General features: G+C 62.9%; 20 protein-coding genes. 7 read left to right on the forward strand and 13 right to left on the reverse strand.

Features of this window, described 5'->3' with window-relative positions; translation table 11 throughout:
- The first annotated feature begins 179 nt into the window (after positions 1-179).
- Positions 180-1,319 carry an acyl-CoA dehydrogenase family protein gene (locus YY7_RS0111715; protein ID WP_028163399.1) on the forward strand — a complete coding sequence of 380 codons (1,140 nt, stop codon included), beginning with the start codon at positions 180-182 and terminating at the stop codon, positions 1,317-1,319.
- 257 nt (positions 1,320-1,576) lie between these two features.
- Here YY7_RS0111715 and YY7_RS0111720 read toward each other — a convergent pair whose 3' ends face one another.
- From YY7_RS0111720 to YY7_RS0111780, 13 genes are all read right to left on the reverse strand, one after another.
- Positions 1,577-2,617 carry an amino acid ABC transporter substrate-binding protein gene (locus YY7_RS0111720; RefSeq protein WP_028163400.1) on the reverse strand — a complete coding sequence of 347 codons (1,041 nt, stop codon included), beginning with the start codon at positions 2,615-2,617 and terminating at the stop codon, positions 1,577-1,579.
- A gap of 51 nt (positions 2,618-2,668) precedes the next feature.
- Complete coding sequence (locus YY7_RS0111725; protein WP_028163401.1) at positions 2,669-3,262, reverse strand: L,D-transpeptidase; 594 nt, start codon at positions 3,260-3,262, stop codon at positions 2,669-2,671.
- A gap of 157 nt (positions 3,263-3,419) precedes the next feature.
- Positions 3,420-3,548, reverse strand: a complete 129-nt coding sequence (locus YY7_RS60245) for a DUF2474 domain-containing protein (RefSeq protein WP_155255134.1) — start codon at positions 3,546-3,548, stop codon at positions 3,420-3,422.
- A complete protein-coding gene (gene cydB, locus YY7_RS0111735; protein ID WP_028163402.1) occupies positions 3,548-4,558 on the reverse strand; it encodes a cytochrome d ubiquinol oxidase subunit II in 1,011 nt (336 codons plus the stop codon). The genes YY7_RS60245 and cydB overlap by 1 nt, the downstream gene beginning before the upstream one ends.
- Entirely contained in the window at positions 4,555-5,961 is a 1,407-nt protein-coding gene (locus YY7_RS0111740; RefSeq protein ID WP_028163403.1) for a cytochrome ubiquinol oxidase subunit I, read from the reverse strand. The genes cydB and YY7_RS0111740 overlap by 4 nt, the downstream gene beginning before the upstream one ends.
- A gap of 151 nt (positions 5,962-6,112) precedes the next feature.
- A complete protein-coding gene (locus tag YY7_RS0111745) occupies positions 6,113-6,670 on the reverse strand; it encodes a thioredoxin family protein (protein ID WP_028163404.1) in 558 nt (185 codons plus the stop codon).
- Between the two features lie 11 nt (positions 6,671-6,681).
- Positions 6,682-7,383, reverse strand: coding sequence for a cytochrome c biogenesis CcdA family protein (locus tag YY7_RS0111750; RefSeq protein ID WP_028163405.1), 702 nt, complete (start codon positions 7,381-7,383; stop codon positions 6,682-6,684).
- A 234-nt stretch (positions 7,384-7,617) separates the two neighbouring features.
- The gene (locus tag YY7_RS61840; protein ID WP_196237255.1) at positions 7,618-7,920 is read right to left on the reverse strand and encodes a hypothetical protein; all 303 of its coding nucleotides are present in this window, start codon (positions 7,918-7,920) and stop codon (positions 7,618-7,620) included.
- 41 nt (positions 7,921-7,961) lie between these two features.
- Complete coding sequence (locus YY7_RS0111760; RefSeq protein ID WP_028163407.1) at positions 7,962-8,573, reverse strand: sigma-70 family RNA polymerase sigma factor; 612 nt, start codon at positions 8,571-8,573, stop codon at positions 7,962-7,964.
- Between the two features lie 260 nt (positions 8,574-8,833).
- Positions 8,834-9,571, reverse strand: a complete 738-nt coding sequence (locus YY7_RS0111765) for a response regulator (RefSeq protein WP_028163408.1) — start codon at positions 9,569-9,571, stop codon at positions 8,834-8,836.
- Positions 9,568-11,313, reverse strand: coding sequence for an ATP-binding response regulator (locus tag YY7_RS0111770; protein WP_028163409.1), 1,746 nt, complete (start codon positions 11,311-11,313; stop codon positions 9,568-9,570). The genes YY7_RS0111765 and YY7_RS0111770 overlap by 4 nt, the downstream gene beginning before the upstream one ends.
- Positions 11,283-13,298 (reverse strand): sensor histidine kinase, encoded by a 2,016-nt coding sequence (locus YY7_RS0111775; RefSeq protein ID WP_035689953.1) that lies wholly within the window; start codon positions 13,296-13,298, stop codon positions 11,283-11,285. The genes YY7_RS0111770 and YY7_RS0111775 overlap by 31 nt, the downstream gene beginning before the upstream one ends.
- Before the next feature lie 85 nt (positions 13,299-13,383).
- On the reverse strand, positions 13,384-14,343 hold the full coding sequence (locus YY7_RS0111780) for a TRAP transporter substrate-binding protein (RefSeq protein ID WP_051396679.1): 960 nt from the start codon (positions 14,341-14,343) through the stop codon (positions 13,384-13,386).
- Between the two features lie 248 nt (positions 14,344-14,591).
- On the opposite strand from YY7_RS0111780, the gene ugpB reads away from it, so the two are divergent.
- The 6 genes from ugpB to YY7_RS0111815 all read left to right on the forward strand — a co-directional run bounded on the left by ugpB (position 14,592) and on the right by YY7_RS0111815 (position 22,660).
- Positions 14,592-15,902, forward strand: coding sequence for a sn-glycerol-3-phosphate ABC transporter substrate-binding protein UgpB (gene ugpB / locus YY7_RS0111785; protein ID WP_035689926.1), 1,311 nt, complete (start codon positions 14,592-14,594; stop codon positions 15,900-15,902).
- A 110-nt stretch (positions 15,903-16,012) separates the two neighbouring features.
- A complete protein-coding gene (locus YY7_RS0111790; RefSeq protein ID WP_028163413.1) occupies positions 16,013-16,960 on the forward strand; it encodes an aminoglycoside phosphotransferase family protein in 948 nt (315 codons plus the stop codon).
- A gap of 230 nt (positions 16,961-17,190) precedes the next feature.
- Positions 17,191-18,807 carry an ABC transporter substrate-binding protein gene (locus tag YY7_RS0111795; RefSeq protein ID WP_028163414.1) on the forward strand — a complete coding sequence of 539 codons (1,617 nt, stop codon included), beginning with the start codon at positions 17,191-17,193 and terminating at the stop codon, positions 18,805-18,807.
- 24 nt (positions 18,808-18,831) lie between these two features.
- On the forward strand, positions 18,832-19,845 hold the full coding sequence (locus tag YY7_RS0111800; protein WP_028163415.1) for an ABC transporter permease: 1,014 nt from the start codon (positions 18,832-18,834) through the stop codon (positions 19,843-19,845).
- Between the two features lie 9 nt (positions 19,846-19,854).
- A complete protein-coding gene (locus YY7_RS0111805) occupies positions 19,855-20,754 on the forward strand; it encodes an ABC transporter permease (RefSeq protein WP_028163416.1) in 900 nt (299 codons plus the stop codon).
- Positions 20,755-20,887: 133 nt separating this feature from the next.
- Positions 20,888-22,660, forward strand: a complete 1,773-nt coding sequence (locus tag YY7_RS0111815) for a dipeptide ABC transporter ATP-binding protein (protein ID WP_028163417.1) — start codon at positions 20,888-20,890, stop codon at positions 22,658-22,660.
- The last annotated feature ends 17 nt before the right edge of the window (positions 22,661-22,677 follow it).

Here is a 22,677-nt window from a genome sequence, read left to right on the forward strand (position 1 = left end):
TCACCTCTCCCTGAAAGGGAGAGGTCGGCGCGCTCGGCAGCGCACTTGCGCGCCAGAGCGCGACGGGTGAGGGTCAGCCACAGACACGGAGCAAGCGGCAGACCCCCACCCAACCTCCCCCTTGCAGGGGGAGGAGTGCAACGGAAACATTCATCGTCTCAGGTTTTCGGATTCAGTCTATGGCCCTCATCCTCACCGAAGAACAATCCATGCTGCGCGACAGCGCGCGCGGCCTCATCAGCGACAAGGCGCCGGTCTCGCATCTGCGCCAACTCCGCGACAGCAAGGACGAAACCGGCTTCTCGCGCGAACTCTGGAAGACCTTTGCCGAGATGGGCTTCTCCGGCCTGTTGGTATCAGAACAATTCGGCGGCAGCGGGCTCGGTGCGGTCGAGGCCGGGATTGTGATGGAGGAGATCGGGCGCACGCTGATGCCGTCGCCGTTCCTTGCCACGTCCGTCCTCGCCGCCTCGGCGCTGTCGCGCGGCGGCAGCGAGGCGCAGAAAGCGCAGCATCTGCCCAAGATCTCCGACGGCTCGCTGCTCGCCGCGCTCGCGGTCGACGAGGGCGCCAAGCATCGCCCGCTGCAGACCAGCATGCAGGCGGTACGCAGCGGCAACGGCTTCAAGCTGACTGGCGACAAGGCGCTGGTGGTCGACGGCCACACTGCGGGTCTGTTGATCGTCGCGGCCCGCACGGCCGGCAGCGCCGGCGAGAAGAACGGGGTGACCCTGTTCCTGGTCGATCCCAAGGCAAAGGGGATTGCGACCGAGCGCACCATCATGGTCGACTCCCACAACGCTGCGCGCATCGTGTTCGACAATGTCGAGGTCAACGCCGACAGCGTGCTAGGGGAGGTCGATCAAGGTTATCCGCTGCTCGAAGGCGTGCTCAATGTCGGCCGCGGCGCGGTCGCCTCCGAAATGGTGGGTTTGAGCGAGGAGGTGTTCGGGCGAACCGTCACTTACCTCAAAGAGCGGAAGCAGTTCGGCAAGCCGATCGGCGAATTCCAGGCGCTGCAGCACCGGGCCGCCCAGCTCTATATCGATATCGAGATCACGCGCGCCGCGGTGCTGAAGGCGTTGCAGGCGCTCGATGCCGATCCCGCCAATGCCGGCAGCGCGGTCGCAGTTGCAAAAACGCGCGCTGGCACCACGGCAACGCTCGCGGTGCAGGAAGGCGTGCAGATGCATGGCGGCATGGGCATGACCGATCAGTTCGACATCGGCTTCTTCATGAAGCGCGCCCGCGTCTGCCAGGAGCTGTTCGGCGACAGCAATTTCCACGCCGATCAGTTGGCGAGGGCGAAGGGGTATTGATGGAGTTACCCTCATTGCAATGAGGGTGGGAGCCAATGCTTCGGTGCGCGTTGATGTGCCCTCGCCCCTTGTGGGAGAGGGCTGCTCCGCCGTTAGCAACTGATACGTTTGGGTGAGGGGTCTCTCTCGACGCACGCCGACGTTCGCGGAGGCAACCCCTCATCCGGCGCTTCGCGCCACCTTCTCCCACAAGGGGAGAAGGGAAGCGCGAGACGTCGATGCGGTTCGGAAGCTCGCATTGACGGCGTGCGAGACCTTTACCGGATCGGAGGCGCGTATTGGATGCCGCCGGCGTTCCAGAGCTGGTTGAGGCCGCGCGGGATCTTCAGCTTCGACTCGCTGCCGACATTGCGGTCGTAGATCTCGCCGTAATTGCCGACGTGGCGGATGATGCGGGCGGCCCAGTCCTTGGTCAGGCCGAGGTCCTCGCCATAGGAGCCTTCGGTGCCGACCAGCCGCATTACCTCGGGCTTCTTCGATTTCAGCGCCTCATCGATGTTCTTCGACGTGATGCCGAGCTCCTCGGCGTTGATCATCGCATACAGCGTCCATTTCACGATCATCATCCAGTCGTCGTCGCGCAGCCGCACCACGGGCGCGAGCGGCTCCTTGGAGATGATGTCGGGCAGGATGATGTGATCGTTCGGCTTGGAGAGGTTGAGCCTGAGCGCATAGAGCTGCGAGGCATCGGCCGTGATGGTGTCGCACTGCCCGCTGTCATAGGCTTTGACGACATCCTCGAGCTTTCCGAACTTCATCTCCGTATATTTCATATTGTTGAGACGGAAATAGTCGGCGAGGTTGAGCTGCGTCGTGGTCTCCCCCTGCACGCAGACCTTGCTGCCGTTCAAGTCGAGTGCGGAGTCGATGTTGCGCGAGCGCGGCAGCATGAAGCCTTCGCCGTCATAATAGGCGACGGCGGGGAAATAGAGGTCGTAATTGGTCTCGCGCGACATGCTCCAGGTCGAGTTGCGCGAGAGGATGTCCACCTTCCGGCTCTGCAACTCCTTGAAGCGTTCGCTGGCATCGAGCGGGATGAATTTCGCCTTGGACGGATCGTCGAAGATCGCGGCCGCCACCGCGCGGCAGAAATCGACGTCAAAGCCGGTCCAATTGCCCTTCTCGTCGGGGATCGAGAAGCCCGGCAGGCCCTTGTTGACACCACACAGCACCTCGCCGCGGCGGACGGTGCGCTTCAAAGTCTTGGTGTCGTATCGCTCATAGGTGATGGCCGCGACTGCAACCAGGGCCGCGACCGCGAGCCCGATCAGCAGGCCGCCTCGAAATGTGCGCTTCATTATTTATTTCTCACCAGGTGTAGGTGTCAGGAAGGGAAAGCGGGCGGGCGGTTACAGTTCGGGCTTCTGCCGGACGATGACCTTGGTGCCGACCGGGACGCGATCATAGAGATCGGCGACGTCGGCGTTGACCAGCCGGAAGCAGCCGGAGGAGATCGCGGTGCCGATGGTGTTGGGCTGGTTGGTGCCGTGGATGCGGTAGACGGTGGTGCCGAGATACATCGCGCGCGCGCCGAGCGGGTTGCCGGGGCCGCCGGCCATGAAGCGGGGCAGGTAGGGTTGGCGTGCGATCATTTCCGGCGGCGGCGTCCAGTCCGGCCATTCCGCTTTACGGGTGATGTTCAGGAGACCCTGCCACTGGAAGCCTTCACGGCCGACGCCGATACCGTAACGGATCGCGCGGCCGTTGCCCTGAATCAGGTAGAGATAGCGTTCCTTGGTCGAAATGATGATCGTGCCGGGCGCCTCGTTGGTGCGGTAATAAACCACCTGCTTGCGCCATTCCGGATCGAGCTCGACATTATCGTCGGGGACGAGACCTGGCTGATCGCCGACATCGTTGCTTTGGGCCTGGCTCTGTGAGACCGAAAGCATCAGGCCGCCTGCGGCAATGACCATCCAGATCAGGTGGCGAAATTTCGTCATACAAAGCTCTCCTGTGGCGCGCGGCCAAATTCACTAGTGCTCCACCCAAATCAGGAACCATCAAATCTCAGTGGCAGCTTGATGGCAAGTTTGAGGCAGAGGAGATCACTGCCTGGAATACCTGCGATTCCCGTCATAGCCCTGTAGCGGAGCTGTCTTATCGCGGTGCGATCCAGAGGCGCAGACCGAACGAAATCAACGCCACGGTGCCGACACCGCCGAGCCAAAGCGCGACGAACCACATCAGGCGCTTGGCGAGCGGATGTGGTTTCTCTGGGCGCGACATCAGTGATACCCGCTGCCGGGCCGCACCTTGCCGCGAAACACCCAATACGCCCAACCCGTGTAGGCGAGGATCAGCGGAATCAGGATCGCGACGCCAACCAGCATGAAGATCTGGCTGTTGGCAGGCGAGGCCGCTTCCCAGATCGTGATGCTCTGCGGCACGATATAGGGATACATGCTGATGCCGAGGCCGGCATAGGACAGCAAGAACAACGCCAGCGTCAGGAAGAACGGCTGGTAGTCATATTTGTTCGCAAGGCTGCGCAATAGCAGCGCGGTGACGGCCGCCACCGCGAGCGGCACCGGCGCGGTCAGGATGATGTTCGGCCAGGTGAACCAGCGCTGGGTATATTGCACGCTGAGGAACGGGGTTGCGAGGCTGACGGCGACGATCGCACCGAGCATCGCGAACAGTAACACCCAACTCAATTGATAGGCCTTGTCGCGCAGCGCGCCCTCGGTCTTCATCACCAGCCAGGTCGCGCCCAACAGCGCGTAACCCACCAACACCGATATGCCGGTCAGCACGCTGAACGGCGTCAGCCAGTCCCACCAGCCGCCGGCATATTGGCGGGCCTCGACATGCACACCCTGCAGGATGGCGCCGAGCGCAACGCCCTGGGCCAGCGCCGCGACCAGTGACCCGCCGAAAAAGGCGCTGTCCCAGCGGTTGCGTTCCCTTTGCGTGCGCCAGCGGAATTCGAAGGCGACCCCGCGGAAGATCAAGCCGACCAGCATCGCGATAACGGGCGTATAGAGCGCCGGCATCAGCACGGCATAGGCGAGCGGAAACGCCGCCATCAGCCCGCCGCCGCCGAGCACCAGCCAGGTCTCGTTGCCGTCCCAGACCGGCGCCACGCTGTTCATGATGACGTCGCGATCCGCCTTCCTTGGAAACAGCGGAAACAGGATGCCAAGGCCGAGATCGAAGCCGTCCATGACGATGTAGACGAACACCGCGAAGGCGATGATGAAGGCCCAGACCGTGGCAAGGTCGACCGCGCCGCTCATGGCGCGCCCTCCGCTGCCGCGGCGGCGGCCGGGGTGATGCCGGCGGCGCGGGCGGGAACGTCACGCGGCGGTCCCGCTTCGCCGGGATGCGGCGGCGCCGCCATCAGCCGCAGCAGATAGATCACCCCCGCCGTGAACACCGCGAAATAGACGATGACGAAAGCGAGCAGCGAGGAGCCGACCGCAGGCGCAGCGAGCGGCGAAGCGGAGTCGGCCGTCCGCAGCAGGCCATAGACCGTGAATGGCTGCCGCCCGGTCTCGGTGGTGATCCAGCCCGCCAGCACCGCGATGAAGCCCGCCGGCCCCATCAGCATTGCGAAGCCGTGCAGAAAGCGCGAGGAATAGAGCTGACCGCGCCAGCGCATCCACGCGCTGAGCAGGCCGAGCCCCATCATCAGGAAGCCGAGCCCGACCATGATGCGGAACGACCAGAAGGTGATCGGTACCGGCGGCCAGTTTTCGCGCGGCACGGTGTCGAGCCCGTCCATCGGCGCGGTCGGCGAGTGCTTCAGGATCACTGATCCGAGCTTGGGGATCTCGACGGCGAAGTCGACCCGGCCGGCCGTCTGGTTGGGCCATCCGAACAGGATGAGCGGCGCTCCGTCCTTGTGGCTCTGGTAGTGGCCTTCCATCGCCATGATCTTCACGGGCTGATGCTCCAGCGTGTTCAGCCCGTGCTGGTCCCCGGCCAGAATCTGGATTGGCGCCACGAAAGTCGCCATCCACATCGCCATCGAGAACATCACGCGCGGGCCGGCGAGATGCTGGTCACGCAGCAGATGATAGGCGCCGACCGCGCCGACCACGAGCGCGGTGGTCAGATAGGCCGCGAGCACCATGTGCGCGAGGCGATAGGGAAAGGACGGGTTGAAGACCACCTTGAGCCAGTCGGCCGCCACGAACTGGCCGTTCGCATTGATCGCGTAGCCGGTCGGCGTCTGCATCCAGGAATTGGACGAGAGGATCCAGAATGCCGAGATCAGGGTGCCGATCGCGACCATCAATGTCGCGAGAAAGTGCAGCCTGGGACCGACGCGGTTCAATCCGAACAGCATCACGCCGAGGAAGCCTGCTTCAAGGAAAAACGCGGTCAGCACCTCATAGGCCATCAGCGGTCCGATGACGGGCCCGGTCTTGTCGGAGAAGGCCGACCAGTTGGTGCCGAACTGGTAGGACATCACGATGCCCGACACCACGCCCATGCCGAATGCGACCGCGAAGATCTTCAGCCAGTAGTGAAACAGATTGATGAAGACCTCGCGCCCGGTCCAGAGCCAGAGCGCTTCGAGCACCGCGAGGTAGCTGGCGAGCCCGATCGAGAAAGCCGGGAATATGATGTGAAACGACATCGTGAAAGCAAACTGCGCACGGGCGAGCGCAACCGCATCCCAGCCTTCGAACATGACACGCTACCCATCGTGAATTACGACGTGAGGTTATCACGCGTCCGATCGTAGTGAAAACATGTCAATATGACCAAGGCAGAGGGAGCGACCCGGCGCGGACCTTGGCGCGCCGGGTTTGACGATAGTACTTTGGTTGTCGCAGAAGCGCTCAACTGTTGGCGTTGAGCAGCCGGGCGACGGTGCGGTCAATCTGCTCGTACTGTCCCTCGCCGTCGTGATGGAATACGATATGTCCATTCTGGTCGATGATGTACTGCGCGGGCCAATACTGGTTGCGGTAGGAATTCCAGGTCTGCGACTCATTGTCCTGCGCCACCGGATAGGTGATGCCGTGCCGTTTCAGCGCGGCCTGGACGTTGGACGCTGAGCGTTCGAACGGAAATTCCGGCGTATGGACGCCAATCACGACGAGACCTCGATTCCCGTACTTGGCGTCGAGCGCAACGACGTGGGGCAGCGTGTTGACGCAGTTCACGCAGCCATAGGTCCAGAAGTCGACCAGCACGACTTTGCCGCGCAGGTCAGCGATGTCGAGCGGCTGCGAATTGAACCATTTGGTGATGCCGGCAAAATTTGGCGCGCTCTGTTGCGCCGCCGTGACCCTCGCCGCGGGCTCCTGCGCACGAGCGATATGGGGAGCGGTGATGCCGGTCAGGCAAACGGTGCCGATCAGCGCGGATATAAGTGAACGCAGGATCATGGTGATTTCCTTTGAGGTCAAAGGCCGATCTGGCCGTTGGGATAGAAGCTGGTCAGCCACGCCACGATCAGCGTGTCGTATTGGAAGTAGGAGAGGGCCGCGAACGCGATGATGACGACGCCAAAGCCCTGCTGCAGTCGCGGCGCGATCCGCGCAATGCTGCGGATGCGGGTCGTGACGGCCTGACCGCCGTAGGCGATGGCGAGCATCGGAAGCGCCGCCCCGACGGCGTAGACGACAAGCTGCAAGCTGGCCCAGCCGGTATCTTTCGACGTCGCGACAATGGTCAGGATCGAGCCCAGCACGGGCCCGGCGCAGGGCGTCCATACCAGCCCGAGTGTCGTGCCGAGCACGAAGCCGCCGATCAGGCTTTGCGATGGTGTTGCATTGCCCGGCGAACCGCCCGCGGTGAGCCCGGAAATCCGGATCGCCAGCCATTCGAATGGCGCGGGCCAGATCATCAATAGCCCGAAGCCGAGCAACAGGATCGCGGCGCCGGTTCGCAGCACGTTGGGATCGAAATCGAAGGCGCGGGTGATCGCGCTCAGCAGCAACGCCACCATCGAGAACGACATCACAAAGCCGAGCGCGATCATCGCCGGCCGCGCCTTGCTGGTCTGGCCTATCGATGCCCCAAGCAGGATCGGCAGCATCGGCAGGGTGCAAGGCGCCGCGACGGTGACGACACCTGCGAGCAGCGCCAGAACAAGATTCAACATCACGATCGTCCGTCACAGTCCGGCCACGCCCAATGCCTGAGCCGGCAGTGTGATGTTGTTCGCGAAGACAAGATCAGACGTTACGTCTGCCTTATTCGGATGTGGTCACGTCTGTGTGAGGCTTCCACGGTGATTGTACGAGCCACAAAGGCAGAGCGACCCGGCTGGGGGGCATCCCGGCCGGGTCGTTGGAGGTCGTCTTGGGAGGTTAGAACTTGAAGATGTAAGAACTCGCTATCTGATCTCGCAGACTTCCGCGGCGCTCTTGGTGCTGCAATCGATAACCTGCTCGCGCACTGGCGTTGCACCGCCATCGCGCTGCGCGCGCGGGGTGACGTGCTGGCTCGACAGTGTCGCAAGCGTAGCAACTGCGCCGAGCGGGATGATGAAGAAGCGGAAGGATGGCTTCAGCATGTCTTTCTCCTGTTCGGCGTTGGCGCTGCGTTCGATGGTTAATGGTCTAGCGACTAAGTTTTTCCAGGTGATGTCGTCGACTGTTTCAATTGCTTCGTGGCCGCCCTCTGGTTCCGAAGACAATCCGTACAATTTCCGGCCTTATGACCTTCCGGATCGCTCCTTCACGCCGCGAGGCTTTCCACGCCGGCGCACCTCAGCAATTCGGCGAGCTGCTTGCGGGCATAGAACATGCGGGTCTTCACCGTGCTCTGGGGAATGCCGATGATCGCACCGGCCTCTTCCACTGACTTCTCGTGATAATAGACGAGGTTGATGATCTCGCGATGCGCCGGCGACAGCTTCGCGACGCAGGCGCGCAGGATCTCGCTGGTCGAGGCGCGATCGAGCGCGGCTTCCGGCGTGTCGGCATCATCGACGATCTCGAGCACTTCTTCCTGCTCGATATCCTCGTGCCAGCGCTGGCGCAGCGCGGTCAACGCCTTGAAGCGGGCGATCGACAACAGCCAGGTGGAAACCTGCGAGCGGCCTTCGAACTGGTCGGCGGTGCGCCAGACGTCCAGGAACACCTGGCTCACGAGATCTTCCGCCACCGTGGTGTCGCGGACCATGCGCAGGACAAAACGGTAGACCCGGACGTTGTGGCGGGAATAGAGCACATGCATGGCTGTCCGGTCGCCTATGGCGATCTTGCCGAGCAGCATTTCGTCGGATGTCTGGCGTGCAGCGGCGATATGATCGTTGGCTGCAGCGTTGATGGCGACGACGTTCGACATGACAGGCTCCCAGTTCGCCTTGGCGGCTTTCGTTGGGAGAATTGTTAATGAGCCACGGTTTCGGGATGTCTGCGCCAAAAGCGGAAAATGGTTTCATCCGTAGGAGAATTGTTTCGTCGGAGCGCGGGCGACGAAACATTCGAGGCAAAAATGCTAGTAATTTCAATGCGAGGAAAATTGCGGGGAGGTTGCGGGCAGGGTGAAACCAGGCGGCCCCCTGATACGTTCTCCCGCCCCCAGCATTGGGCGGGCGGCGAAGATCAGGCCTTTTCGCCGCTCGGTGAGAACAGATAGCCGCCGCCGCGGATGGTGCGGATGACCGCGGGCTTGGTCGGATCGATTTCGATCTTGCGGCGGATGCGCATGATCCGGAGGTCGACGGCGCGGTCGAAGGCCTCGGCGTCGCGCGCATTGGCCAGTTCGAGCAGCCGCTCGCGCGACAGCACCCGTTTCGGATTGGCCGCGAACACCTTCAACAGCCCGAATTCGGATGCCGTCAACGGATGCTCGTTGCCCTCGTCGTCGCGCAGCGCCTGCGCCTGCAGGTCGAGCCATTTGGTGCCGAAGCGGACCAATTGTTCCTTTTCGGTCTTGGCGGCCGCAGCCTCGGGCGCGGCCGCTTTGGCCGGCGTGCTCCGCCGCAGGACCGAGCGGATCCGCGCCATCAATTCGCGCAGCTCGCAGGGTTTTGCCACGTAATCGTCGGCCCCGAGCTCAAGCCCGACCACGCGGTCGATCGGGCTCGCGGTCGCCGTCAGCATGATGACCGGCACATTCATCCGGCTCTTGAGATCGCGGATGATCGACAGCCCGTCTTCCTCGGGCATGTTGAGATCGAGCACCACGAGGTCGGGATGGTTGGTCTCGATCACGCTGCGCAGGCTCTTTCCGCCGTCGCACAGCGTCACGCCAAAGCCGTGCATCTTGAGATAATCACCGACCATTTCGCGGGCCGGTGCCTCGTCATCGACAATGATGATGTGCGGGCTCTGGGTCATGATGTCTCTGCTGTAGCAGGCAATGTAACCGTAAAGATCGAGCCTTGTCCGGGCCCGGGGCTCTGTGCCGTTACATGGCCGCCATGCATGTCGATGATGCGCTTGACGATCGAAAGTCCTAACCCGGTCGAACTCTCCCCTGCTGTCGGCTTGGCTGACAGCCGCTGGAACCTGCCGAACAGGCGACCCAAATCCTCCGGCGAGAGGCCGGCGCCCTCGTCGGCGATCCGGATCACCGTGTTGTCGCCCTCATGGGTGACGATCACCGTGATCTTGCCGCCGATTGGTGAGTATTTGATGGCATTGCTGACCAGATTGTCGATTGCCTCGCGAATGCGGTCGGCATCGCACATGGTCACGAAATTCGGTGGTGCGGAGACCGAGATGCTCTGCTGCTTGTTGACCGCCAGCGGCAGGTTCGCTTCGGCGACCTCGTTGATAAGAGCCGCGACATCGACCGGTTCGCGGCGGATGGTGATGTCGAAGGCGTCGGCCATCGCGTCAGAGATCAGATGATCGACCATCGATGTCAGGCGCTTGGTGGCATCCCTGATGTGCTCGACCTGGGTCGCGACCGCCTCCTTTGGCGAGCCGGCGCCGATCAATTCGGTCAGCATCTCGGTGCGGCCGAGGATCACCCCGAGCGGATTCTTGAGATCATGGGCAACCGTGCCCAGGATCTCGTTCTTGAAGCCGTTGGCACGCTGCAATCTCAGCCATTGCGCCGAAAGCCGGCGGTTGGCCTGCATCAGCGCGCGGGTGCGCTGGGCGACGCGGTCCTCGAGCTGCGTGTTGGCCTCATGAAGCTGCTGGTACAGGATCACGTTGTCAAACGCGATCGACAGGCGGCTACTGAATATCTCGACCAGCGCACGGTCGGTGTCGGAGAGCTGGCGCTCCGCCTGCAGGAGCACCACGACTTCGCGGCCGCTGCCGGTGCGCAAATAGAGCACGCTGCGGTGGTCGGCGAATTCGTTCTTGCGACGCTGGAAGGCGGCTTCCACCATGTCGCGCAGATCAGGGTCGAGCGACTTCGAGCTGGTGGTGCCGATGAAACGGCTGTAGCATCCGGAGCCTGCCAGCACCGACAATTCGCTGCCGGCGCCGTCATCGCGCAGCACCAGGATGCCGGCGCACTCGACATTGAGCAGCGAGGCGAGCTGGGTCAGCACGCCCTCGGCAAGCCGCTGCATCGATTTGAAGTCGTAGAGCGTGGAGGCGGCGTCGATGATGATCTCGAGCCCGCGCCTCGTCTGCACCATGCGCTCGAGCTGCTGATAGCTGCGCAGCGCCGCCGTCAACGAGGTGAACAGCTTGTCAGCGGTGAGCTCGGTCTTGGCCTTGTAGTCGTTGATGTCGTATTGGACGATCACGCGCCGCTCCGGCGCCTGTCCCGGCTGTCCGGTGCGCAGAATGATGCGGACGGTCTCGTTCTTGATCTCGTTGCGGATATATTCGACGAGCTCGAGCCCTGCGACGTCGGTCTCCATGATGACGTCGAGCAGCACGGCGGCGATGTCCGGATGCTCCCGCATCAGCTTGCGACCTTCCGCCGCAGAATAGGCCGACAGGATTTCCAGGGTGGCCCCGTTCAGGCTGTAGTCGGACAGCGCGAAGCGGGTGCCTTCATGCACTGCAGCATCGTCGTCGATGACTGCCACTTTCCATTTGCGTGCGGACGAATCTTCCGGTGCGACCCCGGTGTCGTCGATCAGGTGGAGGACATCGTCCTGTTCGGCCATTGAGCAGTTCCGTCATTGGCTTGGTCCGCGATCGTGGGCTCGCCCGTAGGCTGCCCCTTGGCGATTCTCGGCATGATAATGCGAAAAGTGGTGCCTTGTCCCACCCTTGACTCCAGCACCATGCGACCGCCGAGCTGCTGGGTGACAAGATTATAGACAATATGCAAGCCCAGCCCGGTGCCGCCTTCGTTGCGCCGCGTGGTGAAGAATGGATCGAACGCCTGGCGCTGCACGTCCGGCGTCATGCCGGCGCCGTTGTCGGCGAAGATGATCTCGATGTCGTCGCTGCCGCGGGCCCGCGCTGAAATCGTGATCGTCCCCGATCGCCGGTCGGCGAACGCATGATTGACGGCGTTAAGGAAAAGATTAGTTAAAATTTGTCCGTAGGAACCGGGATAGCCGTCGATCATCAGGCCTTCCGGCACGTCGACGGTGAGGGCGATCGCGGCTTTCTTCAGCACCGGCCGCAGGCTGGCGACGATCTGGTCGGTCGCTTCGCTCAAGGAAAACTGGCGACGCTCGGCATGTGAGCGGTCGACAGCCACCTGCTTGAATGACTGGATCAGTTCGCCCGCACGCTGCAGGTTGGCGACGAGCTGCTGCGCGGCATCGCGCGAGCTTTTCACGAATTCGTCGAGCTTGGAGCGGCGGAGCTGGTCCGATTTCAGCTCGTGCTCGAATATCTCGGTGCGGCGCGCAAAGCTCGAGGCCACCGTCAGGCTGATGCCAATAGGGTTGTTCACCTCATGGGCGACACCGGCGACAAGACCGCCGAGCGCCGCCAGCCGCTCGGCATCGATCAGGTTCTGCTGCGCCGTATTGAGTTCGAGCAGCGCGCTCTCCGCCCGTTCCTTGGCGGCGCGCAATTCGTCCTCGGCCTGGCGCTTGGCGATCGCGTTCTCGCGGAACACTTCCACCGCGCGCGCCATCGCGCCGACCTCGTCCTTGGCATCGGTGCCCAGCACGTGGCGATCGTAACTGCCCGACGTGATGGCGTGCATCGAGGCCATGATCTGCTGCAGCGGCAGGCGGATCGAGAGCGCGATCAGGACGCCCGCGGAAACGATGATGCCGAGGAAGATCACCGCGATCGAGAGCACGCGGCGCGAAATGTCCGACAGCGTCCGGTCGAAAGTCTCCTGCGCCTTCTGCTCGCGCTGGCGCATGTTGATCGAGAGATCGTCGATGACGCCGATGGCGTCGGCCTGGCTGGCGTCGATGGTGTTGCGGAGCAGCTCGGTGCGGCTGGCGAGCTGCTCGGTCAGTTTTCCCAATCCCTCGCGCAACGCTTCGGTTCGCTTGTTGAGCCGCGCCAGCGCCAGGCGCTGCAGGTCGTTGTCGGCGAGGTCGATCATGACCGGGATCGTCTTCTCGATCGTCTCGGTGTTGCGGCGGGCCTCTTCGGCGGATGCGCTCGAGAGCGACAGATAATAGGCGTTCGCCGCCACCAGCATCGCGGTGAAGGCCTCGCGGGATTTGCCGAGCGAGGGCCAGATCAGCGCGTCGCGATGGCCGGTGGCGCCTTCGATGATGGAGTAGAGACCGGCCATGTCCTTGGCCGGCCCGAGCACCTGCTCCTCATAGGTCTTGGTGATCTTTGCCTGCACGGCGCGCAATTCGCCGAAGCCGTCCAGGAAGCGGCTGGTGACGCGCTCGAGCTGCTCCACCGACCCCGACAGCATCGGATCGGTGGCGGCGCGCGTGGTCAGCGTGCCGAGCACGGCTTCGCGGAGCAGCAGGATCTCGGCGAAGAGCTCCGGGCTCGGCTGGTTGATGTAGCGGTGGATCAGGTTCTGCAGCCGGCTGGTCTCGGTCTCGAGCTTGGCCAGGATCTTGTCGGATTCGCGGACCTGCCGGACATCCTCCCACGCCGAGCGAAGCACGGTGGCGCCGTTCCAGATCAACGCCGCCAGCACCACCACGACCGCCGAGTTCAACAGCGCGATCGACAGGATGCGCCAGCGGATCGGCACCGCCCGAAGCATCTGGACGATCTGCACGCGGCCGCGCGCGGCGAGGCTCGCCCGCCGTCCCACTGCTCCATCCTGTGCGGGTGTTGCCAAGCTTGCTTCACTCCACCTTGCGGATGCGCGCGATCAATGACGCGATCGCGCCGTCGCGCTGCGCTTTGGCATAGAGCCCTGCCATCGCCGCCTCGAACGGCCCGCGGTCGAAATCGCTGACGATCTTCACGCCCGCGGCTTCCGCGCGCTGGCGCGAGCGCTCGTCGAGGTCCTTCCACTTCTCGCGCATGAAGGTGCTGGAGCGCTTCGCGGCTTCGCGGAAAAGCGCCTGGTCTTCGACCGACAGGCTCGCCCACGCCTTTTGCGACATCACCAGCACTTCCGGGCTCATCGTATGTTCTGTCAGCGTATAGAAGCCTGCGAACTTGTAGTGATCGGCGGTGATGAAAGACGGCCAGTTGTTCTCGGCGCCGTCGATCAATCCGGTGGCAAGTCCGGTCTTCACCTGACCGTAGGGCAGTTCGATCGGTTCGGCGCCGAGCGCGCGGATCATGTCCGACATCTGCTGCGACTGCTGGACCCGAATCCGCAGGCCCTTGAAGTCGTCGAGCGAACGGATCGGACGAGCGCTGTTGTAGATCGAGCGCGCGCCTGAATCATAGAAGGCCAAGCCGACGAATCCGTAGGCCTCGAATGAGTTGAGGATCTCGTTGCCGATGGGGCCATCCAGCACCTTCTGCAAATGTTCGACCGAGCGGAACAGGAAGGGCAGCGCCAGCACGTTGGCCGCGGGCACCATGGTGCCGATCAGCGCCACATTGGTGCGGTTGATGTCGATCGCACCCGCCCGCGTCTGCTCCAGCGTTTCTTTTTCCTCGCCAAGCTGCCGCGAATGAAACACCCGCACATGATGACGGCCACCGCTTCGCTCCTCCACCAGGCTGCCCATGTAACGCAGCGCCTGGACGGTCGGATAGTCCTCGCTCTGGGTATCGGACGCCCGAAACTCGCGCGCAGCCGCACCCGTTGCGACCGCCGTCAGCAGCAGCGCGATAACAAGCGTCATGGTCCGCGAAAGGCCGGCGCGGCGGTACACAGGCTACAAATCCCCTTGTGATATGGTCTGTGGCAGGAAGAAAAGGTTCAATACTTTTTAGCAGAAGCCTGAAAGATAGCTATCCGACGATCTACGGTTAATCGGCCATTCCGACGCATTGTCGGATTGCAACCGTAACGATGCAGCCTTAATCAGGGGCAAAAGTCATTTTGCTTCTCAAGCGCGAAAGCCTGGATTGGCGCACCGTGACATTGTTTATGAGATTCCTATACCCAGCGGCGCTTGCGACCACTCTCCTCGGATCTCCAGCGCATGCCGCGACCGAGATCATGTGGTGGCACGCGATGTCGGGAGAACTCGGCAAGCAGGTCGAGAAGCTCGCTGCCGATTTCAACGCGTCCCAGTCCGACTACCGGATCGTGCCGAGCTACAAGGGCAACTATACCGAGACGGTCACGGCGGCGATCTTCGCCTTCCGCTCGCGCAGCCAGCCCGCCATCGTCCAGGTCAACGAGATCGCCACCGCCACCATGATGGCGGCCCGCGGCGCGATCTATCCGGTGTTCGAGCTGATGCGCGATCAGTCCGAGCCGTTCCTGCCGTCGGCCTATCTGCCGACCGTGACCAGCTATTACGCCGATCTCAGCGGCAATCTGCTGTCGTTTCCGTTCAACGCCTCGACGCCGATCCTCTATTACAACAAGGATCTGTTTCGCGCCGCCGGCCTCGATCCGGAGGTGGCGCCGAAGACCTGGCCCGAGCTCGGTGCGGCGGCAAAGCGGCTGCGCGCGGCGGGTGCTCCGTGCGGATTCACCACGTCGTGGCCGTCCTGGATCAATGTCGAGAATTTCTTCGCCTTCCACAATGTGCCGATCGCGACCAAATCCAACGGCTTCGGCGGGCTTGATGCGGAGCTCATCTTCAACAATCCGCTGATGGTGAAGCACATCGCCCAGCTCGTGGAATGGCAAGCCACCAAGGTGTTCGACTATAGCGGCCGCGGGCAGTCGGCCGAGCCGCGCTTCCAGAAGGGCGAATGCGGCATTTTCATCGGCTCGTCCGGCACCAGCGCCGATATCAAGGCCAACTCGAAATTCGAGGTCGGCTACGGCATGCTGCCCTATTGGCCAGATGTCGCCGGCGCGCGGCAGAACAGCATCATCGGCGGCGCCACGCTATGGGTGCTGCGCGATCGCCCGCGGACCGAATATGCAGGCGTTGCGAAGTTCTTCGCCTATCTGTCGAAGCCGGAGGTGCAGGCCGCCTGGCACCAGGCGACCGGCTATCTGCCGATTACCCGCGCGGCCTATGAGCTCACCCGCTCGCAGGGTTTCTACGACCACAATCCCGGGGCGGCGATCGGGATCGAGCAATTGACGCTGAAGCCGCCGACCGAGAACTCGAAAGGTATCCGGCTCGGCTCTTTCGTGCTGATCCGCGGTGTCATCGAGGAGGAGCTCGAGCAGGCCTTTTCCGGCAAGCAGTCGCCGCAGACAGCGCTCGATCTGGCCGTCGAACGCGGTAACCGGCTGCTGCGCCAGTTCGAGCGCGCCAATCCGGACAGGTAAGGGATCGTAGCCCGGATGGAGCGCAGCGCAATCCGGGATGTCTGCATCTGTTCGCGGCATTGCCCCGGATTACGCTGCGCTCCATCCCAGCTACGGTTCTGCGAATGACGATGCCACTGCCCACCTTCACCGATTACGAAGCCTTTCGCGCCTGGCGTGCTGACCCATCGCGCTGGCTGCCGGTCGCGATGGATATCGCCCGCAGTCACGGAATTGCGTCCACGCCGCCTCACGTCTTCACGACCGGCACCAACCTCGTCGTCGGACTCGGTGATGATCTCATCCTGAAGTTATTCCCACCGGTGCTGCGGGCGCAGTTCGTATCCGAACGCGGATCGCTCGCGCAGCTTCGCGGACGGCTCAAGATTCCGATTCCCGAGCTCGTCGCCGAAGGCGAGCGCGACCGCTGGCCCTATCTGATCATCACGCGCGTGTCGGGTGTCCTGGGTGCGGAGGTGTGGCCCTCGCTGCCCGAAGCGGACAAGGAGCGCGTGCTCGCCGAGATCGGCGAGACCATTGCCGATGTTCAGCGCGTGCCGCCGGGCCCGCTGCTTGAAATCGAGCCACGCTGGGACGTGTTCATGCGGAGCCAGATGGAAGGCTGTCGTGCCAGGCACGAGCGGCTGGGGCTGGCGCGAAAATTCCTCGACGGGCTCGATGATCTCTTGCGCGACGCCGCCGAGTTGATCCCGATGCACGAACCGCCGGTCATCCTCTCCGGCGAATACATCCCGCAAAACTTCATGCTGACGCAGCGGGGCGGCCGCTGGCACCTTTGCGGATTGATCGATTTCGGCGATGTGCTGGCGGGATGGCGCGACTACGATCTGCTCGGCCCCGGCGCATTCATGGCCGCGGGCCGGCCGCGCCGCGTGCTGAGCCTGCTCGAAGGCTTTGGATATTCCCGCAGCGACATCGATTTCACGCTGAAGCGGCGGCTGATGGCCTTGATGCTGTTGCACCGCGCAAGCGACCTCAACCGCCACGTCTGTATCGATGGCTGGCAAGCGAAAGCTGACGATCTCCTGCAACTGCAGGAACTGATTTGGGTCACGTAAAAATGACTCGCCTAACAATCGGGCGTTCAAAAATAGCCGCCTAATCAATAGGCAAAAACACTGGTTTGTATGCAACGTGGTGTCTGCCAATTGTAGCGTTTGACCCTGCTTCTCTCGATATTCCGAAGCGTTATCAATGCTTTGGGACTGCGCCAACGCTCCGTTGAGGCTTGGCACAAACCTTGCGAACTCCTTCCACGCCATTTCCCAGGGGCGTTGGAGCATCACCCATGAAACGTCGCGATTTCCTCAGATCCGTGTCCGGATTGGCCGCAAGCGCGATGGTGCCTGCGCCGGCGATCTGGTCGCCCGCCAAGGCCGACGCGCGCTCGGAGACGCTTCTGATCGTCTCCGAGGGCGGCCCGAACAATCTCGATATCCATGGTGTCGGCACCAATGTGCCGGGCTACGAAGTGTCCTGGAATTGCTACGACCGCCTGATCACCCACGAGATGAAGAGCGGCCCGGGCGGCGTACCCTATTACGACCGCGACAAGTTCAAGGGCGAACTCGCCGACGACATGAATGTCGGCGACATGTCCGTCACCTTCAAACTGAAGAAGAACGCCAAATTCCACGACGGCACGCCGGTGACGGCAAAGGACGTCAAATGGTCGCTCGATCGCGCGGTCAGCGTCGGCGGCTTCCCGACCTTCCAGATGAGCGCGGGCTCGCTGACCAAGCCCGAGCAGTTCGTCATCGTCGATGACTCCACGGTGCGGGTCGATTTCGCCACCAAGGACCGCCTCACGATTCCAGATCTCGCCGTGATCGTGCCCTGCGTCGTCAATTCGGAACTGGTCAAGAAGAACGCGTCCGAAAAGGACCCCTGGGGCCTCGAATACACCAAGCAGCAGACCGCCGGCTCCGGCGCCTACAAGGTGGTGAAGTGGACCGCGGGTACTGAGGTGATCATGGAGCGCAACGACGCCTGGATCGGCGGCCCCGCGCCGAAGATCAAGCGCGTGATCTGGCGCATGGTGCCGCAGGCCGGCAATCGTCGCGCGCTGCTCGAGCGCGGCGATGCCGATATCTCGTATGAGCTGCCGTTCAAGGATTTCCAGGAGATGAAGGCGAACGGCAAGCTCGACGTGGTGTCGCTGCCGTTCTCCAACGGCATCCAGTATATCGGCATGAACGTCACCAAGCCGCCGTTCGATAATCTGAAAGTCCGTCAGGCGGTGGCTTACGCCATTCCCTATCAGAAGATCATCGACGCCGTGCTGTTCGGGCTCGCCAATCCGATGTTCGGCGCGAAGGACAAGCCGACCGATGTCGCCTGGCCGCAGCCGCACAAATATTACACCGATATCGAGAAGGCCAAGGCGCTGATGGCGGAGGCCGGCTATCCGAACGGCTTTGAGACCACGATCTCGTTCGACCTCAATTTCGCAGGGGTCAACGAGCCGCTCTGCGTGCTGGTGCAGGAGAGCCTGGCGCAGATCGGCATCAAGACCACCATCAACAAGGTGCCCGGCGCCAACTGGCGCACCGAGCTGACCAAGAAGGAAATGCCGCTATTCACCAATGTATTCTCGGGCTGGCTCGATTACCCCGAATACTTCTTCTATTGGTGCTATCACGGCAACAATTCGATCTTCAACACGATGAGCTACAAGTCGCCGGAGATGGACAAGTTCATCGACGGCGCGCGCAAAGCTGCCGCGCTCGGTGACACTGCCGCCTACGATGCCGACGTCAAAAGCTTCGTCGATCTCGCCTTCACCGACATCCCGCGCATTCCGCTGTATCAGCCGTTCGTCAACGTGGCGATGCAGAAGAACATCTCCGGCTATCAGTACTGGTTCCATCGCCGCCTAGACTATCGAGCGATGGCGAAGGGGTAGCGAACGAACAGTGGAGGGCGCGCGATGCTGACGATGATTGGCAAGCGGCTGATGTTCGCGATCCCGAGTCTGATCGGGGTCGTCATTGTCACCTTCCTCCTGACGCGCGCGCTGCCGGGCGATCCGGCCGCGTATTTCGCCGGTCCCGCCGCGACCAAGGAGGCGGTCGAGCAGATCCGCAAGAAACTCGGCTTCGACCGGCCGCTGATCGAGCAGTTCTTCCGTTACACCAGCGATCTCGCTCATGGCGATTTCGGCACCTCGCTCACGACCGGCCAGCCGGTCGCGACCGAACTCCGCAATCGCCTGCCGGCGTCCGCTGAATTGACGCTGCTTGGCCTTTTGGTGTCGGTCGCGATCGCGATCCCACTCGGCGTGCTCGCAGCGACGCGCCCTGGTTCCTGGATCGACCATCTCTGTCGCGTCACGACGACGGCAGGCGTGTCGCTTCCGGTGTTCTTCACCGGCCTCGTGTTGGTCTACGTCTTCTATTTCCGGCTTGGCTGGTCGCCGGCGCCGCTGGGGCGGCTCGACGTGTTCTACAGCGCGCCGCCGACCGTGACCGGCTTCTATCTGATCGACACGCTGATCGCCCGCGATTTCGAAGCGTTCCGCTCGGCGCTCAGCCAGCTCGTCCTTCCGGCGACGACGCTTGCGATCTTCTCGCTGGCGCCGATCGCGCGCATGACCCGCGCCTCGATGCTGGCGGTGCTCGCCTCCGACTTCGTACGCACCGCGCGCGCCAGCGGCCTGTCGCCAGGCACCGTGATCGTCACCTACGCGTTCCGCAACGCGATGCTGCCGGTCATCACCACGCTCAGCATGGTGTTCTCGTTCCTGTTAGGGGCCAACGTGCTGGTCGAAAAAGTGTTCGCCTGGCCCGGCATCGGCTCCTACGCGGTGGAAGCGCTGATATCGTCGGACTTCGCGCCGGTGCAGGGCTTCGTGCTGACCATGGCGGTCATGTATGTGCTGCTCAATCTCGTCATCGACATTCTCTACGGCGTCATCGATCCGCGTGTGCGGCTGGAAGGGTAGGGGTGAAGCATGAGCACCGTTGCGCCTGTCGTTGAGCCCGTCGGTCCGGCGCGGACCTCAGGGCTGTCAGCCATCTTCGAGCACGCGCGCTATGTGCTGAGCGAGAACAAGGTCACCGGCTTTGCCTTTGCTCTGCTGATCTTGATCCTGCTCGCCGCGCTGTTCGGCCCCTATGTCGTGCCTTATGATCCGCTCGCGAGTGATACGTCGGCGGCGCTGAAACCGCCGTCGGCGGCACACTGGTTCGGCACCGATCAATTGGGTCGCGACATCTTCAGCCGCGTCATCGTGGCAACCCGGCTCGACACCTTCATCGCGGTCGCTTCCGTCGTGCTGGTGTTCCTGATGGGCGGGCTCGCCGGCATCGCGGCCGGTTATTTCGGCGGCTGGACCGATCGCATCGTCGGCCGCATCGCCGACACCATCATGGCATTCCCGCTGTTCGTGCTGGCGATGGGCATCGTCGCGGCGCTCGGCAACACCGTGCAGAACATCATCATCGCCACCGCGATCGTGAATTTCCCGCTCTATGCCCGTGTCGCCCGCGCCGAGGCCAATGTCCGCCGCAATGCCGGCTTCGTGCAGGCGGCGCGGCTCTCCGGCAATGGCGAATACCGCATCCTGCTGGTGCATATCCTCCCGAATATTATGCCGATCATGATCGTGCAGATGTCGCTCACCACGGGCTACGCGATCCTGAACGCCGCCGGCCTCTCCTTCATCGGCCTCGGCGTCCGACCGCCGACCGCCGAATGGGGCATCATGGTCGCCGAAGGCGCCGGCTTCATGGTGTCAGGCGAATGGTGGATCGCGCTGTTCCCCGGCCTCGCGTTGATGATCGCCGTGTTCTGCTTCAACCTGCTCGGCGATGGCCTGCGCGACATCGTCGATCCGCAGCGGAGGACGTAATGGCCGCACTTTTTCAGTTGATCGTCATTGCCGGGCTTGACCCGGCAATCCATCGCGCGAAGCGCAGCGTTGACTCTCCGATGGATGCGCGGGTCAAGCCCGCGCATGACGAGCTGAGAATGAGGCGCTCGTCATGAGCGCGCAGCCGCTGCTCGACGTCAAGGATCTCACCGTCGAATTCACCACGCGTCGTGGCATCGTCAAGGCGGTGCAGCACGTCAATATCTCCGTGGCGAAAGGCGAGACGGTGGGCATCGTCGGCGAATCCGGCTCCGGCAAGTCGGTGACCTCTTACGCCGTGATGCGCATCCTCGATCGCGCGGGAAAAATCGCCGAGGGCTCGGTGATGTTCTCCGGCATCGACGTCAAGGCCGCGACCGAGACGCAGATGCGCGACCTGCGCGGCCGGGAGGTCTCGATGATCTTCCAGAACCCGCGCGCCGCGCTCAATCCGATCCGCAAAGTGGGCGACCAGATCGAGGACGTGCTGCGTCAGCACGTTCAGCAGTCGACGGTGGCCGATCGCGGCGAGAAGGCGATCGAAGCGCTGGAGCAGGTCAAGATCGCCCGGCCGCGCGAGCGTTATCACGCCTATCCGTTCGAGCTTTCGGGGGGCATGTGCCAGCGCGTCGTGATCGCGCTTGCGCTGGCCTGCAATCCGCAGCTCCTGATCGCGGACGAGCCCACCACCGGTCTCGACGTCACCACGCAGAAGGCGGTGATGGAGCTGATCGTCGAATTGACGAAGCGTCGTTCGATGTCGACGATCCTGATCACGCATGATCTTGGCCTCGCCGCCGCTTATTGCGACCGCGTCGTGGTGATGGAGAAAGGCCGCGTGGTCGAGACCGCCAGGTCGGCCGATATTTTCGCCAAGCCCGAGCATCCCTATACCAAGAAGCTGATGCGCGCGACGCCGCGGATCGGCGTGTCGCTGCGCGATCTGCTGCCGGAAGAGGATGCGAAGCCCGTCATGGCCGGACTTGACCCGGCCATCCATCAGTCTTCGAAAAACTCTTCTCCTGAAGGGATGGACCCCCGGGTCAAGCCCGGGGGTGACGAGAAGACAGAGCCGCTCCTCCTCGTCGAAAAGCTCGTCAAGGAATATCCGCGCCAGGGCGCAGGTGCGGTGCTGTCAAAATTGTTCGGCCGCAAGCCGCCGGTGGAGCAGGAGGTGTTCCGCGCCGTCGACGGCATCAGTTTCCATGTCGGCCATGGCGAGAGCGTCGGCCTGGTCGGCGAATCCGGCTGCGGCAAATCGACCACGTCGATGATGGTGATGCGGCTCCTGGACCAGACCTCCGGCCGCATCGCCTTCGATGGTGAAGAAATCGGCGAGATCAAGCCGCCATCCTTTGCGCGATTGCCGCTGCGCAGCCGGATCCAGATGGTGTTCCAGGATCCGACCGACAGCCTCAATCCCCGCTTCACCGCTGCGCGCGCGATCGCCGATCCGCTTCTGCAACTCGGCGACATCAGGGGACGGGACGCGTTGCGGGCTCGCTGCGAGGAACTCGCCACGCTGGTCGGTCTTCCCGTCAATCTCCTCGACCGCTTCCCGCATCAACTGTCCGGCGGCCAGAAGGCGCGCGTCGGCATCGCGCGGGCGATTGCACTGCATCCAAAGCTTGTCATCCTCGATGAGCCGACGGCCGCGCTCGATGTCTCGGTGCAGGCGGTGGTGCTGAACCTGTTGCAGGATCTCAAGCAGTCGATGGGGATGAGCTATCTTTTCGTATCGCACGATCTCAACGTCGTGCGCCTGTTGTGCGACCGCGTCATCGTGATGCGCAGCGGCAAGATCGTCGAACAGGGAAGTTCCGAAAAGGTCTTGGGCGATCCGCAGGAAGCTTATACAAAGGAGCTGCTGACGGCGATCCCGCATCCGCCGTTGCCTGTTCATTGAGCAGCCTCCGGAAAGAA

It is taken from the genome of Bradyrhizobium elkanii WSM2783, assembly GCF_000472865.1.
Classification (GTDB): Bacteria; Pseudomonadota; Alphaproteobacteria; order Rhizobiales; family Xanthobacteraceae; genus Bradyrhizobium; species Bradyrhizobium elkanii_A.